Source organism: Mycobacterium sp. GA-1841 (genome assembly GCF_001954135.1).
Classification (GTDB): domain Bacteria; phylum Actinomycetota; class Actinomycetes; order Mycobacteriales; family Mycobacteriaceae; genus Mycobacterium.
This window is the reverse complement of the sequence record NZ_MBEQ01000017.1, coordinates 264,881-281,557: the sequence shown is the minus strand read 5'-3', so window position 1 is coordinate 281,557 and position 16,677 is coordinate 264,881. Positions and strand designations below refer to the sequence as shown.

The following is a 16,677-nucleotide window of genomic DNA, read 5'->3' as shown; positions in this document are numbered from 1 at the left end:
CCGTGATGTGGCGCCTACGCGTGGTGCATTCCACCGGATACGCCTACAAGTCGGCGGTGACGGCCTCCTTCAACGAGGCGCGGCTGACGCCGCGGTCGGACTCGCGGCAGAACGTGATCCTCAACCGGGTGGAGACCATCCCGGCCACCCGCTCTTATCGCTATGTCGACTACTGGGGCACCGCGGTGACGGCGTTCGACCTGCATGCCCCGCACACCGAGTTGGAGGTCTCGTCCGCTTCGGTGGTCGAGACCGAGGCCGCCGAGAAGCCCGAGGACGTGGCCGGCTGGGACGATCTGGGTTCGGAGTCGGTGATCGATCGGTTCGACGAGGTGCTCAGCCCGACGCACTACACGCCGCGCAGCAGGCGCATCGCGCGCGTGGGGCAGCGGATCGCCAAGGACCACGACCCGTTCGAGGCGGTGATGGAGGTGGCGCAGTGGGTGCGTAGCGAGCTCGACTACGTGCCGGGCACCACCGGCGTGCATTCCTCGGGCCTGGACGCCCTGCGGGAGGGCAAAGGGGTGTGCCAGGACTTCGCCCATCTGTCGTTGATCATGTTGCGCTCCATGGGCATTCCGGCCCGCTATGTGTCGGGCTATCTGCATCCCAAGCGGGAGGCGGTGGTCGGGGACACGATTGACGGCCAGAGTCATGCCTGGATCCAGGCCTGGACCGGTGGCTGGTGGGATTACGACCCGACCAACGACACCGCGATCAACGAGCAGTACGTCAGCCTCGGCGTGGGCCGGGACTACTCGGATGTGGCTCCGCTCAAGGGAATCTATTCGGGTGAGGGTTCGACCGACCTCGATGTGGTCGTCGAGGTCACCCGGCTGGCTTGACGCATACCCCCGGATGGACTTGCACGCGGTGCAGGTCGTCGCCCAGTTCGATCTGCCGGTCGAACTCGGTGGCCGCCAGTGCCCGCCACTGGTCTTCGGTGCCGGGAGCGATCGCCGGCACGTAATGGGTGAGGATCAGGATCCCGACGCCGGCCCTGGTCGCGGTGGCCGCCGCCTCCTGTACCGAGGAGTGGTAGTCGCAGATGTCGCGGATGCGTTGTTGGGGAAGCAAATCGATCAGATCCTTGCGGATCACGGTGTGCACCAGCGCCCCCGCGCCCGCGGCGAGGGCGTCGAGGCTGGGGCATGGCACGGTGTCGCCTGCAGCCACCACCGCGGCGCCGGCATGCTCGACCCGGAATGCGATGGTCGGTGTCACGGGCCGATGATCGGTGGGCGCCACCCGGATTCGCACGTCGTCGCGGTCCCAGACCGGTCCGTCGGTGTATTCGTGCACCTCGACTGGCGGCGGGCCGGTCAGGTCGGCGTGATGGGCGATGCGGTAGCCGATGTCGAAACCGAAAGCCTTCAGCGTGGCTGCCACCACTTCGGCAGTGCCCGGCGGACCGATGATCGGAAGCGGTGCGGCGTCCGGGGTGAACGTACTGACCCAGCGGGTGATGATCACGTCACCCAGATCGGCGATGTGATCACTGTGCAGATGGGTGAGCAGCAGGGCGCTGAGTCCGTTGGCCCCGGAGCCGGCCGCGGCCAGGCGTTGCAGCACACCACGACCGCAGTCGACCAGGAACGACTGGCCGCCGGCCCGCAGCAGGGTCGAGGGTCCGGCCCGCTGCGGATCGGGGATCGGGCTGCCGGTGCCGAGCAGGGTGACCTCGATCATGGCCCACATATACCCGTTCGGGTGTTCTGCGGAATACCTTTCGTCCAGACTGATGCGGACCTAGCCTGGTGTGAGGTGGATCACGATCGGAGGCGGCCGATGCGAATCGCGGACGTGCTGAAAAACAAGGGCACGGCGGTGGTGACGATTTCACCCGAGACCACAGTGACCGAACTGTTGGCCGGGCTGACCGAGTTGAACATCGGGGCCATGATGGTGATGGGCCCCGACGGCGGGCTGGCCGGGATCGTCTCGGAGCGCGATGTGGTGCGCAAGCTGCACGAGCGGGGAAGCAGCCTGCTGGCCCAGCCGGTCTCGGAGATCATGACCACGGTGGTCGCCACGTGTACGCCACGCGACACGGTGGATCACCTCAGCGCCTTGATGACCGAGAACCGGGTGCGCCACATCCCGGTCATCGACGACGGCCGGCTGGCCGGCATCGTCAGCATCGGAGACATCGTCAAGACCCGGATGGAAGAACTGGAGGCCGAGCAGGAACAGCTGCAGGCCTACATCACCCAGAGCCGGTGACCCGCGCATCCCGAGCCGCCGAAACTCCGGTCATCGGTGCGAATTTCGTCAAATTTCGCACCGATAACCGTAGTCTCCCGGCGGGTGTTGTGTGCGATCGTGAGCGGGTGTCTGCCATCGATGTTCGCCCCGCCCACAAAGCCGACGTCAAGCAGCTTGCTGCGGTTCTGGCGCGGGCCTTCTATGACGACCCGGTGATGATGTGGATGTTGCCGGAGGCCGCACGCCGGGAGCGGGCGCTGAGCCGGATGTTCGCCACCATGACCCGACACCATTTCCTGCCCGGCGGCGGTAGCGAGGTGGCGCTGCGGTCGGGCACCATCGGCGCGGCGGCGCTGTGGGATCCGCCTGGCGGCTGGAAGCAGACCGGGCTGCAGGAGTTGCTGATGATGCCCGGATTCCTGCGGGCCTTCGGGCGTCGGGCCACCCGAGGGCGGGAGGTCGCCGAGCTGATGAAGCGACATCATCCCGAGGAACCGCATTGGTACCTCGGCGTGATCGGCAGCGATCCCACGGTGCGCGGAGGTGGCTTCGGCCATGAATTGATGCGGTCGCGTCTGGAGCGCGTGGACGCCGAGCATGCGCCGGCCTATCTCGAATCGAGCAATCCCGACAACGTTCCGTAATACCTGCGGTTCGGATTTGAAGTGACCGGGGAGATCCCGCTGCCCGAGGAGGGCCCGGTCATGACCGCGATGTGGCGCCGTGGACGCTGACCGGCGACGCGTCTATCCGAAAACTCCCGAGATCTTCATGATCAACAGCACGCCGACGGCGACGAACACCGCGATCAGTAGTACCAGGCCGATGATCGCGGTCACCGAAGACGGGGTGTACTTGTGTTTGGGGCGGGCTTCCGGTTCCCCCAGGCCGGAGGTCTGCGCGGAGTCGGGCGGCGTGGCGCCGGGAGCGACGCCGCCGCCGGGCTCGAGGTCGGGTATCTCGGCCGGGTCGGGGTCGGGAGGCAGTGCAGTCATCGTCTGGGAATTCCCACGGACGCCGATTTAATGCATCGGCGTCAGCTCCAGGAGTACTGGGCGCGCAGCCGTACGGCGACCGCCTCGAACCGGGACCGGTCCAGGATCGCGCCCTCGCGGCGAATGCCCTCCTCGGGCACGTCGAGCACCCGGTCGAGCCGCACCCAACTCGGCCTGCCGTCGTAGTCCCAGGTGCCGGTCCCGATGGCGATCCAGTCTGGATCATCGCGGTGGTAGTCCTGGCTGGACAACATCAACCCCAACAACGTGCGTTGATCGCGGCCTACCACCAGCACCGGGCGGTCCTTGCCCTGCGTCGGATCATCCTCGTAGACCACCCAGGTCCAGACGATTTCGCCGGGATCGGCGCGTCCGTCGAGATCGGGGGCATAGACGATTTTGCGGGCGCGATGTGCGGTGGGAACGCTGTGCTTGGACACCGGCCGGCCTTCGGTGATCGCCTTCGGGGGCGGGGCGGTTGCGCCGGCGAGCGCCCCCAGACCCAGCTTGAGGCCCTGCTGAATGCCTTGTTGGATGCCCTGCTGCACGGTACGCGGCACGTTGTCGGTGGTCTGGAGCTGGCGAACGAACTTCGGTGCTTCGTTGAACACCAGGTTCTCGGCGCCATGGCGGACGCCCTTGAGAACCTGCTGGAACGCCTTCCACTGCGACGCCATGGTGTCGAGCATAAGTCAGTGCCGCGCTGGCGATTGTGTTGCAAGGGTCCCGGCTCGATACCCTGGAAGCGCACACCACGTGCTTGACACCCGCGCTCACCAGGAGATTCCCATCAGTAGCTTCGCCGACAAGACGTTCACTGCGCCGGCGCAGATCAGGAACTTCTGCATCATCGCCCACATCGACCATGGCAAGTCGACGCTGGCGGACCGGATGCTGCAGCTCACCGGCGTCGTCGACGACCGGTCGATGCGCGCGCAATACCTGGACCGGATGGACATCGAGCGGGAACGCGGCATCACCATCAAGGCGCAGAACGTGCGGCTGCCTTGGAAAGTTGGTGACGAAGAGTTCGTCCTGCACTTGATCGACACGCCGGGTCACGTCGACTTCACCTACGAGGTGTCCCGCGCGCTGGAGGCGTGCGAGGGTGCGGTGCTGCTGGTCGATGCCGCCCAGGGCATCGAGGCGCAGACGCTGGCCAACCTGTACCTGGCGCTCGACCGCGACCTGACGATCATCCCGGTGCTCAACAAGATCGACCTGCCGGCCGCGGATCCGGAGCGGTACGCCGGCGAGCTGGCCCACATCATCGGCTGCGAGCCGTCGGACGTGCTGCGGGTGTCCGGCAAGACCGGGGTGGGCGTCGCCGAGCTACTCGACGAGGTGGTCCGGCAGGTGCCGGCCCCGACCGGTGACGCCGACGCCCCGGCGCGGGCGATGATCTTCGACTCGGTCTATGACATCTACCGCGGCGTGGTCACCTATGTGCGGGTCGTCGACGGCAAGATCACCCCGCGCGAGAAGATCGCGATGATGTCTACCGGGGCGACCCACGAACTGCTCGAGGTCGGCATCGTCTCACCCGAACCGAAGGCCAGCGACGGCCTGGGTGTCGGCGAGGTGGGTTACCTCATCACCGGGGTGAAGGACGTCCGGCAGTCCAAGGTCGGCGACACGGTGACCACGGCACGCAAGGGTGCGACCGAAGCGCTGACCGGCTACCGCGAACCCAAGCCGATGGTCTACTCGGGCCTGTACCCGGTGGACGGGTCGGACTACCCGGTGCTGCGCGAGGCACTGGACAAGCTGCAGCTCAACGACGCCGCGCTGACCTACGAGCCGGAGACCTCGGTGGCGCTGGGATTCGGGTTCCGTTGTGGGTTCCTCGGGCTGCTGCACATGGAGATCACTCGCGAGCGGTTGGAGCGCGAGTTCAATCTCGACCTGATCTCCACCTCACCCAACGTGGTGTACCGGGTGATCAAGGACGACGGATCCGAGCTTGTCGTGACCAACCCGTCGGACTGGCCCGAGGGCAAGGTTCGCGAGGTCCACGAGCCCGTCGTCAAGACCACCGTGATCGCGCCCAGCGAGTTCATCGGCACCATTATGGAGCTGTGCCAGTCCCGGCGCGGTGAACTCGGCGGCATGGACTACCTGTCGCCCGAGCGGGTCGAGCTGCGCTACACGATGCCGTTGGGCGAGATCATCTTCGACTTCTTCGACTCGCTGAAGTCGCGCACCCGCGGCTATGCCAGCCTGGACTACGAGGAGGCCGGTGAACAGGAGGCCGATCTGGTGAAGGTCGACATCCTGCTGCAGGGCGAGGCTGTCGACGCCTTCAGTGCCATCGTCCACAAGGATTCGGCTTCGGCGTACGGCAACAAGATGACCACCAAGCTCAAGGAGCTCATCCCGCGCCAGCAGTTCGAGGTGCCGGTGCAGGCCGCGATCGGCTCGAAAATCATTGCTCGCGAGAACATTCGGGCCATCCGCAAGGACGTGTTGTCCAAGTGCTACGGCGGTGACATCACCCGTAAGCGCAAGCTGCTGGAAAAGCAGAAAGAGGGCAAGAAGCGGATGAAGACCATCGGCCGGGTGGAGGTCCCTCAGGAGGCGTTCGTCGCGGCACTGTCCACCGACGCGGCCGGGGACAAGCCGAAGAAGTAGCCGGCGTTCGGGATTGCTTCGCGCTGAGCGCAACCCTCGGCGTGATCTGGTGAGGATCGTAGTGTCGCCGGAGTGTCCAGAGAGCTTCATCTGCTGGCCTTCGGAAACACCCGGTCCGCCGGGCCGTGGCGGCATCCCGATATCGACAACAGCACCGCGGGGGTACGCCGGCGGCTGATCAACTATGCGCAGACGGCCGAGGCCGGCACGTTCGACGCACTGTTCTTCGCCGACGGGCTGAACTATGGGCCCCCTGCGACGTGGGCGTACAAGATCACCGAGGACTTCGAGCCGCTCACCGCGACTGCGGCGCTGTCCTCGGTCACCGAACGGATCGGATTGGTGGTCACCGGTTCGGCCACCCTGGCGCATCCCTATCATCTTGCCCGCCAACTGCTTTCACTCGATCACCTCAGCGTCGGGCGGGCCGGCTGGAATTTGGTGACCAGCTTCGCGCAGGCCGCCGCCGACAACTTCAGCGCCCGGGGCGTGGTGCCCCATGACGAGCGGTATTGCATCGCCGAGGAAGCGCTGGAGGTGGTGCGCAAGCTGTGGGACGGCTGGGGTGAGGACACCGTCGTCGAGGACCGCTCGGCGGGGATCTTCAACGACGTCAATCGGATTCGGCCGGCCGACCATCACGGCCGGTACTTCGACGTGGCCGGACCGCTCGGTGCGGCGCGATCGGCCCAGGGGCAGCCGGTTCTGTTCCAGGCCGGATCGTCGGAGACCGGACGGGGTTTTGCCGCCCGTCATGCCGAGGTGATCTTCACCAGCCACGGCAACCGGGCCCGGGCCCGGGATTTCTACACGCAGATCCACCAGGAGGCGCGGTGCTTCGGCCGGACCACACCGCCCCTGATCACTCCGTCGCTGCGATACATCATCGGTTCCACCGAGGACGAGGCAAGGCGCGCCGAACGCGCAGAATACGAATACTTCAGTCCTGAATATCAGGCCGGGTGGCTGCTGGAGGTCGACGTCGACGTTACCGGCGCCGACCTGGACGGGCCGGTGCCGGCATCGGCCTTCCCGGCGCACACCGAGACGCATCAGACCGCGCTGGCCGGCTACCGGCTGCTGGCCAGTGACGGAAACCCCACGGTGCGGGAATTCCTGTACCGCACGGTCAACGGGTGGGGCGCTGCCGTGGTAGGGACTCCCGAGCGAATCGCCGAGGAGATCGAGCAGTGGTTCAGCACGGGTGCGGCTGATGGTTTCGTCCTACGCGACTCCGGACTGCCCGGCCAGCACGAGCTGTTCGTCGAGCAGGTGGTCCCGGTGCTCCGTAAACGCGGGTTGTTCCGCCACGAATATGCCGGCAGCACCTTGCGGTCCCATCTCGGCCTCGACATCCCGCAGCGGCCGCCGGCATGACCGAACCCTATGTGTTGTCGGCATTCACGATGTCGACGGTGTCGCACGGCAACTTCGGCTTGTGGCGGCACCCGGCCGACCGCACCGCCGACTACACCGATGTGCGGTATTGGGTGGAGTTGGCCAAGCTGCTCGACGACGGCGGCTTCGACGCGTTGTTCGTCGCCGATGCGGTCGGGCAACTCGACGTGTTCGGCGGTGACGCGAGCGCGGCACTGGCTCGGGCGGTGCAGACACCGGTCACCGATCCGCTGCTGGCGGTCTCGGCCATGGCCGCGGCGACCCAGCGGTTGGGCTTCGGTATCACTGTGTCCACCACCTACGAGAGCCCCTATCTGCTGGCGCGCAAGTTCAGCACGCTGGATCACCTGACCGGTGGCCGGATCGGGTGGAACATCGTGACATCACTGTTGGACAGCGCGGCCCGCAACATCATCGGGCGCGAGCAGCAGATCCCGCACGACGAGCGCTACGCGATGGCCCAGGAATTCCTCGAGGTCACCTATAAGCTCTGGGAAGGCTCGTGGGAGCCGGACGCGGTGCTGCGCGACGCCGACCGCGGCGTGTATACCGATCCCGCGAAGGTCCACGACATCGCCCACCACGGCCGATATTTCACCGTGCCCGGGGCGCATCTGGTCGAGCCCTCGCCTCAGCGCACACCGGTGCTGTTTCAGGCCGGCACCTCACCGGCCGGCCGTGAATTCGCCTCCCGTAACGCCGAACTCGTCTTCGTCAGCGATCCTCGACCCGAGGTGTTGCGATCCAATGTCGAGGACATCCGCCGGCGGGCGGTCGGCCACGGCCGGGACCCGGACTCGCTGAAGTTCATCACGTCCGTCGAGATCGTCACGGACAGTACTGATTCCGCAGCTGAGGCCAAAGCTCGCGACCTCGCCCGATATCACGACCTGGAGGCCGGATTGGTGCTGCTGTCGGCGCTGTCCGGCGTTGACTGGTCGACCTACGGCGTCGACCGTCCGATCGAGCAGTTCGACACCGATGCCAGCCGGTCCATTCTGGCCGCGGTGACCGACACCGGGGCTCGAGCACGCCTGACGCTGCGTGATTACGTCGGTGGACTCGGTGGTTTCGGCGGTGAGTTGTTCGTCGGGTCGGCGAGCACGGTTGCCGATGCCCTGGAGGCCTACGCCGGCCGTAGCGGGGTGGACGGATTCAACATCGCGTACCACGTCACGCCGGGCAGCTTCGCCGATGTGGCCACCTACCTCATCCCCGAACTTCGCCGCCGGGGCCGGGCCCGTGAGCTCGGCGAGCCGACCACGTTGCGCCAGCGGTTGTTCGGCGCTGACAGCGCTCTGTTGGCCGCCGGCCACCCGGGCGCCGCATTCCGCCGGAATTCCGTTCATCCACAATAGAATCCCGCCGATTCGATAGCTGCCGCCGCGAATCCGTCTGCGGCAGTGTGGCACCCATACCGACTTGTCCACCCCCGGGCCGGCTCACGGCCCGGGAGGCGTCGCGGTCAGAAAGGGATATTGCCGTGACTACTACAGACGACCCGAAGACGCGCCCCGGTCCAACGCGCCCGCGACGCACGCTGATCGCTGCCGAATCGACCGGGCTCGAATCCGGCGCTCTCGGCCCCTGGGGCGTATTCGCTCAGGGCCTGGCGGCCGCCGCACCCAGTGTGGCCCTCGCCGTGGTGCCGTTCTCGTTGTTCGTGGCGGCAGGCAAAGGCGCAGCGTGGGCGGCGGTGATCGGGTTGTCGATCGTGGTGCTGGTCGCGGTCACCATCAGCTTCCAGGCCAAACGCACGGTGTCGTCGGGGTCGCTGGGGACCTACACCGGAAACGGGCTGGGACCTGGGTTCGCCTTCGCCGCGGGTTTCAGCCTGCTGTTCGGCTACATCGGCTTCGCCACCACCGGCACTCTCGGCGGCGTCTTATACCTCGACGCGTTTCTGGAGTCCATCGGGCTGGGCTCACAGGCGGTGTGGTTCCGGCTGCTGCTGGTGATCGTGGTGGTCGGCGTCGCGGTCTACCTGCCGTACCGCGGGGTGTCGCTGGCGGCAAAGTATGAGCTGGCCTTCGAACTGCTGGCCATCGCGTCGATCCTGGTGATCATCGTGTCCTCCTACATCGGCTACGGGTTCCGGGTCGACTGGGAGCAGTGGAACCCCCAGCACCTCGGCTCCAGCGCGACGTTCATCGCCGCTGTCACCGCGGTGGGTTCCTACGCCGGCTTCGAAAGCGTCGCCTCGCTGGGAGCCGAGGCCAAGGATGCGCATCGCAACATCGCCAGATCGCTTCTGCGGGTGGTCATCCTGATCGGCGCCCTCTACGTCTTCGCGACCTATCCACAGATCCTGCACTTCGGTGAGATCGACGGCGACAAGGCCGTCCTGCCACAGCTGGCCACGAGCGTCGGGGTCGAATGGGTGAACCAGGTCGTCAGCGGTGCGGTCGCGATCGCCTTCATCGTGTTCGTCACCGCTGTCACCACCGCCGCGGCGCGTTCGCTGTTCACCTTCGCGCACGAAGGCGCCTTGCCTCAGGTCTTCACCAAGGTCCATGCAAGCTACAAGACGCCGTGGGCCGGGGTGGTTTTCGTCGGGCTGCTGGCGTTCGCGTTCTCGGTCGCGGCCACCTTCAGCTCGGCCGGGCGGTTGGTGTTCGACGTCTACGGCGGCTACGTGGCCAATTGGGGTTTCCTGGTGAGCTATCTGCTGGTGGTCATCGCGACCCCGATCTGGTTGCGTAAGATCGGCGCGCTGACCCCGCTGCGGCTCGCGGTCGCGGTGGCGGCCACCATCGGTCTGGGCTATGTGATCATCAGCAACTTCTATCCCGTGCCCGAGTTCCCGTTCAACATCCTGCCTTTCGTATTCGGTGCCATCCTGGCGGCCGGGCTGACCTGGTACTGGTATCTCAAGCGGACCCGGCCCGAGGTGGCCGGCCGGATCGGCAGCATCCAGACCTTGTCGGAAGCCGAGCAGCAGCGGCTGGCTGACGAGGGTATCGGTGAGGTGCTCCGACAGTCGGATCCGGCGCTGACGGACGAGGCGCACAAATGACCCTCACCGACCATCGGCCGACCACCGGCGCGGCGGTGTCACCGGCCACCGCACGCGACTATCCGCTGATCGCCGATTTCCTGGCCACCACGCCGGGTCTGGCCGGACGGAAGTTCGCCGCCGATTCGCGCGATGTCGCCGAGCAGTTCGACGGCGTGTATCCCGGGTCGGCGGTGGTGCTGCGCGGTGAGTCCGACGAGGTCCTCGGGTACGCGGCGCTGCACCGGCCCGACGGTGCCGAGCCGGAAGTACTGGCCGACTTCGTCTTTGGACCTTCGGTCGCCCATGTCACGATCGAGACGATCGTCGGCGACACCGTCGACCGGTTTCGCCGCGTGGCGCCGGCGGATGCCTATCTGCGGGTCTACATCGGTGCCGACCAACCCGCCGCGATCGAGGCGCTGGTGCACCGCGGGGCGCGCCGCGAGCGGCAGTTCGTCGCCACCCGAAAGTCGTTGCTGGGCGAGGATCCAGGCACCCTGGCCGCTGCGCACATCGACGGCTTGAGGATTTTGCCCTGGACGGAGGTGATCTCAGGCGGTTATGCCGAGCAGGTTCGACAACTGCAATTCGACACCTTCAGCGAGCATTTCGGCAATATGTCGAAAACTCCGCAGCGCTGGGAACATCACCTGCACAGCCGCGCCTTCACACCGGACTTCAGTATCGCTGCGGTCGACGACGGCGACGTGGTGGTGGGCTACGTGTTGGGATCGACCTACACCACCGGCGTGGGCGCCGACCAGGAACACAGCGCACACACCGATTACATCGGAGTGCGCCGGGACCGCCGGACCCGCGGCACCGGGGAGCTGCTGTTGCGCAAGATCTGGCTGGCGGCGCTCAGGCGTGGCCTCACGGTGGCGTCACTGGGCACCGACATCGACAACGCGAGCAGAGCCCACGAGCTGTACCGGCGGCTCGGCTACCTGGCGGTCAGAGACCAGTACGCCTACCGAATCGACGCCGAGGAGCGCCGCTAAATGCCCACGGAGAACACCTATCTCAAGCAGCCGTCCGGCTATGACGCCGAATTGCGCTCGGTCTTCGAGCCGATCTTCGAACGTATCGCCGAGGGTAATCGTGAGCGTGAGGCCGACCGGGTTTTTCCTCATGAACAGGTACGCTGGCTCAGCGATGCCGGTTTCGGCACGCTGCGGATTTCAGCCGAGCAGGGCGGGTTCGGCGCCTCGCTGGAGCAAACCTTCCTCCTGCTGGCGGAACTGGGTGAGGCCGACGCCAACGTCGCCCACATCTGGCGCAACCACCTGGCCTTCGTCGAGGACCGGCTCAACGCCGCGGTGACGGAAGACAACACCACCTGGATCAAGCGATTCCTGGCCGGCGAATTCGTCGGCGGAGGCTGGACCGAGGCCAACAACCTGACCCTGGCCAATCTGGCCACCACGGTCACCGCGCGCGACGACCACTGGCTCGTGACGGGCGCGAAATACTATGCCACCGGTAGTCTTTACGCCGACTGGCTCGACGTCCTCGGCCGTGATGAGGATGGAGAGCTGTGGACGGCGCTGGTTCGTGCCGATGATCCGGGCGTCACCCTGATCGATGACTGGCGCGGATTCGGTCAGCGCACCACGGGCAGCGGTTCGGCCCGATACGAGCAGGCTCGGGCCGAGCGCGGCAATGTGTTTCCGGCGGCCGAGCGGTTCACCTATCAGGCGCACTTCTACCAGACCGCGATGCTGGCGGTCCTGACCGGCATCATCCGGGCCGCCCAGCGCGACGGCTCGGCTGCGTTGGCCGCGCGTCGGCGCAACTATCCGCAGGGCTTGGCCGAGGTCCCGGCCGCCGATCCGCAGCTGTTGCAGGTGATAGGTGAGGTGTCGGCCGAATCGTTCGGCGCCACCGCCGCGTTGGGGCAGAGCGCGCGGGCCCTGGACCGGATCGTGGCCGGCCGGCTCGCCGGTAGCGACGATCAAGCTCGCCGGCTGCTCGTCGATGCCGAGGTGGCGGTGACCCAGGCGCAGTTGGTGATCGTGGCGGCGGCATTGCGGGCCACCACCCGGGTGTTCGATGCCCTCGGCGCCTCCGGAGTGTCCGAAGAGCTTGGGCTGGACCGGCATTGGCGCAATGCTCGCACCCTGGCGTCGCACAATCCGGTGGTGTACAAGGCGCGAATCCTGGGTGACTGGTTCATCAACGGCAAGGATCCGGTGTCCGACCTGGTGTCCCGGGGGCGCGGCGGGCAGGGCAACTGAGCCGGCCTCAGGCGACCCGCAACACCGCCTTGCCGGCGACCTGCCGGCCGAGCAGGGCTCGTGCCGCCGCGGCGATGTTGTCCCACGAATCACGCAGCCCGATCTGCGGGTCGAGTTCGCCGTCGGCCAACAGGTTCAGCAGGTAGGCCAGATCGTCGGCCACCGGAAAGCGAACCATGAAGGGCTCCAACCGTTTACGCCTGCCGATCCGTCGCTCCTCCTCGAAGTTGATCGTGGTGGGCTCGTTGGAGGCCATCCCGATCGATTGCACCGAGCCGCCGTCGTCGACGAGCCGGAAGGCCTGTGCCAAGAGCGTGCCACCGACGTTGTCGAGCACCCCGAACACCGGTTCCGTCACCGTGTCGAGTCCGACCACCACCTCGGCGGCGCCCAGCTCGGTGAGGCCCTCACCGCGGGCGGGGCTGCCGACGGCGGCGATGACGTGCGCGCCGGCCCGAGCGGCCAACTGCACCGCGAACCGGCCGACGCCGCCGGAGGCGCCGGTGATGAGGACCCGGCGCCCCACCACGGGCCCGAGCGCCCGCAACGCCTGCAGCGCGGTCACTCCGGCCACCGGCAGCGCCGCGGCCTCCTCGAATTCGACGAACTCGGGCAGCACGGCGAGGTTTTCGGTGGACACGGCCCGCCGCTCGGCCCAGCCGGCCGCCGCACCGAAACCCACCACACGGGTTCCGGCCGGCGGCCCGGACCCATCGGCAGCTGCCTTGACGATCACCCCCGCGCTGTCCCAACCGGGCACTTCGCCTGGCCTGCGGGCGTGGTCGATGAAGTGCAGTTCGCCGAAGTTGAGCCCGATCGCGTCTACTTCGATGAGTGCTTGGGAGTCGGTGACAGACGGTTCGTCGACGTCGTCGAAACGGAGGTTGGCCGGGGCCTGCGGGTCGTAGACGATGGCTCGCATGCAGGGGCAAACCTCGCCGCCGGCCGCATCTATTCCCACTCGTCGACCTTTCGTATGGTGGCGCTGATGAGTCAGCAGGATCGCCTCGACTGGGACACGACGTACCGCGGTTATGACGTGGCCGTCGGGACTCCTGGCCTGCCCGCGGTGTTCGCCGCCCACAGTGACGTCTTCCCGGTGACCGGGGCAGCACTCGACATTGCGTGCGGCGCCGGTGCCGCGTCGGTCTGGCTGGCCCGACGGGGGCTCAGCGTGCGGGGCGTCGACGTCTCACCGCTGGCGCTCGGCCATGCCGGTGCGTTGGCCGCCCGGCACGGAGTGGCCGAGCAGTGTCGCTTCGACGTCGTCGACCTCGATGACGGATTGCCCGACGGCCCACCGGCCGACGTCGTGGTCTGCCACCGATTCCGCGATCCGCGGCTGTACCGACCGATGGCCGAGCGGCTGACCGGCGGCGGCATCCTCGCGGTCTGTGTACTCAGTGAGGTCGGGGCCGCGCCGGGGAGGTTCCGGGCCGCGCCGGGAGAGCTGCGCGACGCCTTCGCCGCCCTTGAGGTGATCGCCGCGGACGAGGGCGGCGGTCAGGCCTGGCTGCTCGCCCGCAAGTGATTCCTCCCGCTCGCGCTGGTGCAGGTGTGCTACATCGGGGCGTTGGCGGGCTGGAACACCCCGGAGCTGTCGGATTCCTCCTCGGCGCGGATGACGTGCACCACGGCGTTGATCAGAGCCAGGTGGGTGAAGGCCTGCGGGAAGTTGCCCAGATGCCGGCCGGTGCGCGGCTCGATCTCCTCGGCGTACAGATGCAACGGGCTGGCGAATGACAGCAACCGTTCCAGCAGATGCTTGGCCCGGCTCACCTCACCGATCTCGACGAGTGCGGACACCAACCAGAACGAACAGATCGTGAACGTGCCTTCTTCACCGGACAAACCGTCGTCGGTCTCCTCGACCCGGTAGCGCAGCACCAGGCCGTCCTCGGTGAGCTCGTCGGCGATCGCCAGCACGGTGGCCCGCACCCGCGGATCGTCCGACGGGAGGAACCGGGTGAGCACCGCCAGCAGCAGCGAGGCGTCCAGCGCGTCGTCGTTGTAGCGCTGGGTCAGCACCCCGCGCGAATCCACACCGCGCGCCAGGACGTCGGCCTTGATCTCCTCGGCGGTCGCCCGCCACTGCTGCGCATAGCTCTTCTCGCCTTGGAGTTCGGCCAGCTTCGAACCGCGATCCAACGCCACCCAACACATGATCTTGCTGGAGGTGAAGTGCTGCGGCTCGCCGCGAACCTCCCAGATTCCGCGGTCGGGTTCCTTCCAGTGCTTGATGGCTTCTTCGACCTGGTTCTTCAGCACCGGCCACAGGGCTTCGGGAATCTGCTCGCGCGACTTGGCGTGCAGGTACACCGAATCGAGCATCGTGCCCCAGATGTCGTGCTGCATCTGGTTATACGCGCCGTTGCCGATGCGCACCGGCCGGGCGTTGTCGTAGCCCGACAGGTGGTGCAACTCTTCCTCGACGAGGCTGCGTTCCCCGCCGACCCCGTACATCACCTGCAGCGGGTGGCGTTCGCCGTTGTTGGCCCCCGACACGTCGGCGATGAACGCGAAGAAATCGTCGGCCTCACGATCCAGGCCGAGGGTGTACAGACCCCACAGCGCGAACGTCGAATCCCGGATCCACGAGTAGCGGTAATCCCAGTTGCGTTCGCCCTGCGGCGTTTCCGGCAGCGACGTGGTCGGCGCGGCCAGCAGGGCGCCGGTCGGGGAGTAGGTCAGACCTTTCAGCGTCAGCGCGCTGCGCTGCAGATAAGACCGCCACGGATGGTCCGGGAAATCACCGATGTTGATCCACTGCCGCCACGCCTCGCTGGTCTTCCACATCTTCTCGGCGGCCTCTTCATACGTTTGAGGAGCCGGATGCTTGGACCAACTCAGTGCGACGAACACGTTGTCGCCTTCGGTGAGCCGGGTCCGGGCCCGGGCCTCACGGCCCTCGATGCCGATCCGCAGATTCGTGGTGAGCCGCAGAGTCGGGTGCGAATCCGGATTGCGCGCGGCCCGGGCGATGGCCTCGCCATAGGCCGGGCCGGAGTACTCCCACGACGCGCTGACCCGGTGGTAGTCGAAGGCCGGCTCACAGTTCATCACCAGTTCGACGGTGCCGCTGACGCACCGCACCGTACGCAGCAGGATGTGCTCGGCGTCCCAGTCCATCGGAGTGCGTCGATGCGTGCGTGAGCGGGTCTCGATGTCGTGCCACGGTCCCATCACCAGGGCGTCGCGCACGATCAGCCAACCGGTGTGGGTCTGCCACGTGGTCTCCAGGATCAGGCTTCCCGGCAGGTACCGGCGCGCCGAGGGTACGGTGACGCCGTAGGGGCCGAGGCGGAAGTGGCCGGCGTTGCGGTCCAGGATCGCGCCGAACACGCTCGGCGAATCCGGCCGGGGGACGCACAACCACTCCACCGATCCGGCCGACGAGATCAGGCAGGTGTTCTCGCAATCGGACAGGAAGCCGTAGTCCGCGATCGGCGGGAACGGGTTCCGCAGCGACCCACTCGACGAGTACGGCACCGGGGCCGTCACGGTCAACGGTGTGTCCGATGTCTTCGACGTCCCTGGTGTCTTTCCGAGTGCCGCGGCGGCATCCGTGGGCTCGGTGTGTTGCAGAACCATCCGCACATCATCATCTGCGGATACAGGCGGCGTCTACCCACGCCGGACGTGGCGAATGTTACGGGCGGGACGGGATGAACAACCGCGATCCGTCGATCGCCTACGCTTGGGCCCATGACGGCAATCCTGAGCTGGTGGGACGGCGTCGAATTGTGGCTCACCGGGCTGCCGTTCGTCGTGCAGACCGCGGTCGTGATGCCGGTGGTGCTGGCGCTGGCCTACGGCAGTGCCGTGGTGCTCGACGGTTCGCTGGGCTGGGGGATCACCGGGTTGCACCGGCTCCGCCACGCCCCGACAGACGAGACGGAATCGGAGTGAACGGTATGCCTCGGTCGCGTGTCACCTTGATCTTGGTTCTCCTGGTCCTCCTGGTCATCGTCATGTGGTTGCTGACGCGCTGACTCCGACCCACACAGCTCAGCGGGCGCGGCGACGGAACTCTGTTATTCTTCGCGCCATGCATTCAGCGTCCGGCAAGACCGAGAGCCATGTCTTGGCTCTCATTGCCGTGGGTTCACGCGCTGTTGCTGACGTCGCCTGTTGTCGCTGACCCAACCCGTCCGCGGTTTGGTGTCGGTGGCGGTTCTGTGCCTGGATGCTCGTCTGTTGCCTCCCTCAGCTC

16 protein-coding genes and 1 pseudogene are annotated in these 16,677 nt (G+C 66.9%); 12 read left to right on the top strand and 5 right to left on the bottom strand.

Going from position 1 to position 16,677, the window contains the following annotated elements:
* Positions 1-5: 5 nt before the first annotated feature.
* Complete coding sequence (locus A5740_RS05650) at positions 6-845, top strand: transglutaminase family protein (protein ID WP_076192148.1); 840 nt, start codon at positions 6-8, stop codon at positions 843-845.
* On the opposite strand, the gene A5740_RS05645 is transcribed toward A5740_RS05650, so the two are convergent.
* Entirely contained in the window at positions 829-1,689 is an 861-nt protein-coding gene (locus A5740_RS05645; protein ID WP_076192271.1) for a ribonuclease Z, read from the bottom strand. The genes A5740_RS05650 and A5740_RS05645 overlap by 17 nt on opposite strands.
* A 99-nt stretch (positions 1,690-1,788) precedes the next feature.
* Here A5740_RS05645 and A5740_RS05640 point away from each other — a divergent pair, with 99 nt between their 5' ends.
* Together A5740_RS05640 and A5740_RS05635 are read left to right on the top strand one after the other, a co-directional pair.
* On the top strand, positions 1,789-2,223 hold the full coding sequence (locus tag A5740_RS05640; protein WP_076192269.1) for a CBS domain-containing protein: 435 nt from the start codon (positions 1,789-1,791) through the stop codon (positions 2,221-2,223).
* A gap of 107 nt (positions 2,224-2,330) precedes the next feature.
* A pseudogene (locus tag A5740_RS05635) lies at positions 2,331-2,939 on the top strand (GNAT family N-acetyltransferase).
* Between the two features lie 12 nt (positions 2,940-2,951).
* Here A5740_RS05635 and A5740_RS05630 read toward each other — a convergent pair.
* Both A5740_RS05630 and A5740_RS05625 read right to left on the bottom strand, forming a co-directional pair.
* Positions 2,952-3,200, bottom strand: a complete 249-nt coding sequence (locus A5740_RS05630) for a DUF6480 family protein (protein WP_076192146.1) — start codon at positions 3,198-3,200, stop codon at positions 2,952-2,954.
* A 41-nt stretch (positions 3,201-3,241) separates the two neighbouring features.
* The gene (locus A5740_RS05625) at positions 3,242-3,877 is read right to left on the bottom strand and encodes a type II toxin-antitoxin system PemK/MazF family toxin (protein ID WP_139334945.1); all 636 of its coding nucleotides are present in this window, start codon (positions 3,875-3,877) and stop codon (positions 3,242-3,244) included.
* A gap of 79 nt (positions 3,878-3,956) precedes the next feature.
* On the opposite strand from A5740_RS05625, the gene lepA reads away from it, so the two are divergent.
* The 6 genes from lepA (at position 3,957) to A5740_RS05595 (ending at position 12,464) form a co-directional block, all read left to right on the top strand.
* Positions 3,957-5,831, top strand: a complete 1,875-nt coding sequence (gene lepA / locus A5740_RS05620) for a translation elongation factor 4 (protein ID WP_076192142.1) — start codon at positions 3,957-3,959, stop codon at positions 5,829-5,831.
* Positions 5,832-5,903: 72 nt separating this feature from the next.
* Positions 5,904-7,208: an NtaA/DmoA family FMN-dependent monooxygenase gene (locus A5740_RS05615; RefSeq protein ID WP_076192140.1), complete on the top strand. Its 1,305-nt coding sequence runs from the start codon at positions 5,904-5,906 to the stop codon at positions 7,206-7,208.
* Positions 7,205-8,587 carry an LLM class flavin-dependent oxidoreductase gene (locus A5740_RS05610; protein ID WP_076192138.1) on the top strand — a complete coding sequence of 461 codons (1,383 nt, stop codon included), beginning with the start codon at positions 7,205-7,207 and terminating at the stop codon, positions 8,585-8,587. Before A5740_RS05615 ends, A5740_RS05610 begins: the two co-directional genes overlap by 4 nt.
* A 125-nt stretch (positions 8,588-8,712) precedes the next feature.
* A complete protein-coding gene (locus tag A5740_RS05605; RefSeq protein WP_076192136.1) occupies positions 8,713-10,245 on the top strand; it encodes an APC family permease in 1,533 nt (510 codons plus the stop codon).
* On the top strand, positions 10,242-11,228 hold the full coding sequence (locus tag A5740_RS05600; RefSeq protein WP_076192134.1) for a GNAT family N-acetyltransferase: 987 nt from the start codon (positions 10,242-10,244) through the stop codon (positions 11,226-11,228). Before A5740_RS05605 ends, A5740_RS05600 begins: the two co-directional genes overlap by 4 nt.
* A complete protein-coding gene (locus tag A5740_RS05595) occupies positions 11,229-12,464 on the top strand; it encodes an acyl-CoA dehydrogenase family protein (protein WP_076192132.1) in 1,236 nt (411 codons plus the stop codon). It abuts the gene before it with no gap.
* Positions 12,465-12,471: 7 nt separating this feature from the next.
* On the opposite strand, the gene A5740_RS05590 is transcribed toward A5740_RS05595, so the two are convergent.
* On the bottom strand, positions 12,472-13,386 hold the full coding sequence (locus A5740_RS05590; protein ID WP_076192130.1) for a zinc-binding dehydrogenase: 915 nt from the start codon (positions 13,384-13,386) through the stop codon (positions 12,472-12,474).
* Positions 13,387-13,452: 66 nt separating this feature from the next.
* On the opposite strand from A5740_RS05590, the gene A5740_RS05585 reads away from it, so the two are divergent.
* A complete protein-coding gene (locus tag A5740_RS05585) occupies positions 13,453-13,995 on the top strand; it encodes a bifunctional 2-polyprenyl-6-hydroxyphenol methylase/3-demethylubiquinol 3-O-methyltransferase UbiG (RefSeq protein WP_076192268.1) in 543 nt (180 codons plus the stop codon).
* A gap of 29 nt (positions 13,996-14,024) precedes the next feature.
* On the opposite strand, the gene A5740_RS05580 is transcribed toward A5740_RS05585, so the two are convergent.
* A complete protein-coding gene (locus tag A5740_RS05580) occupies positions 14,025-16,055 on the bottom strand; it encodes a glycoside hydrolase family 15 protein (protein WP_076192128.1) in 2,031 nt (676 codons plus the stop codon).
* Between the two features lie 114 nt (positions 16,056-16,169).
* Here A5740_RS05580 and A5740_RS05575 point away from each other — a divergent pair, with 114 nt between their 5' ends.
* Positions 16,170-16,373, top strand: a complete 204-nt coding sequence (locus tag A5740_RS05575; RefSeq protein WP_076192127.1) for a hypothetical protein — start codon at positions 16,170-16,172, stop codon at positions 16,371-16,373.
* A gap of 139 nt (positions 16,374-16,512) precedes the next feature.
* A complete protein-coding gene (locus tag A5740_RS29385) occupies positions 16,513-16,605 on the top strand; it encodes an Ms4533A family Cys-rich leader peptide (protein ID WP_353588723.1) in 93 nt (30 codons plus the stop codon).
* Positions 16,606-16,677 lie beyond the last annotated feature (72 nt).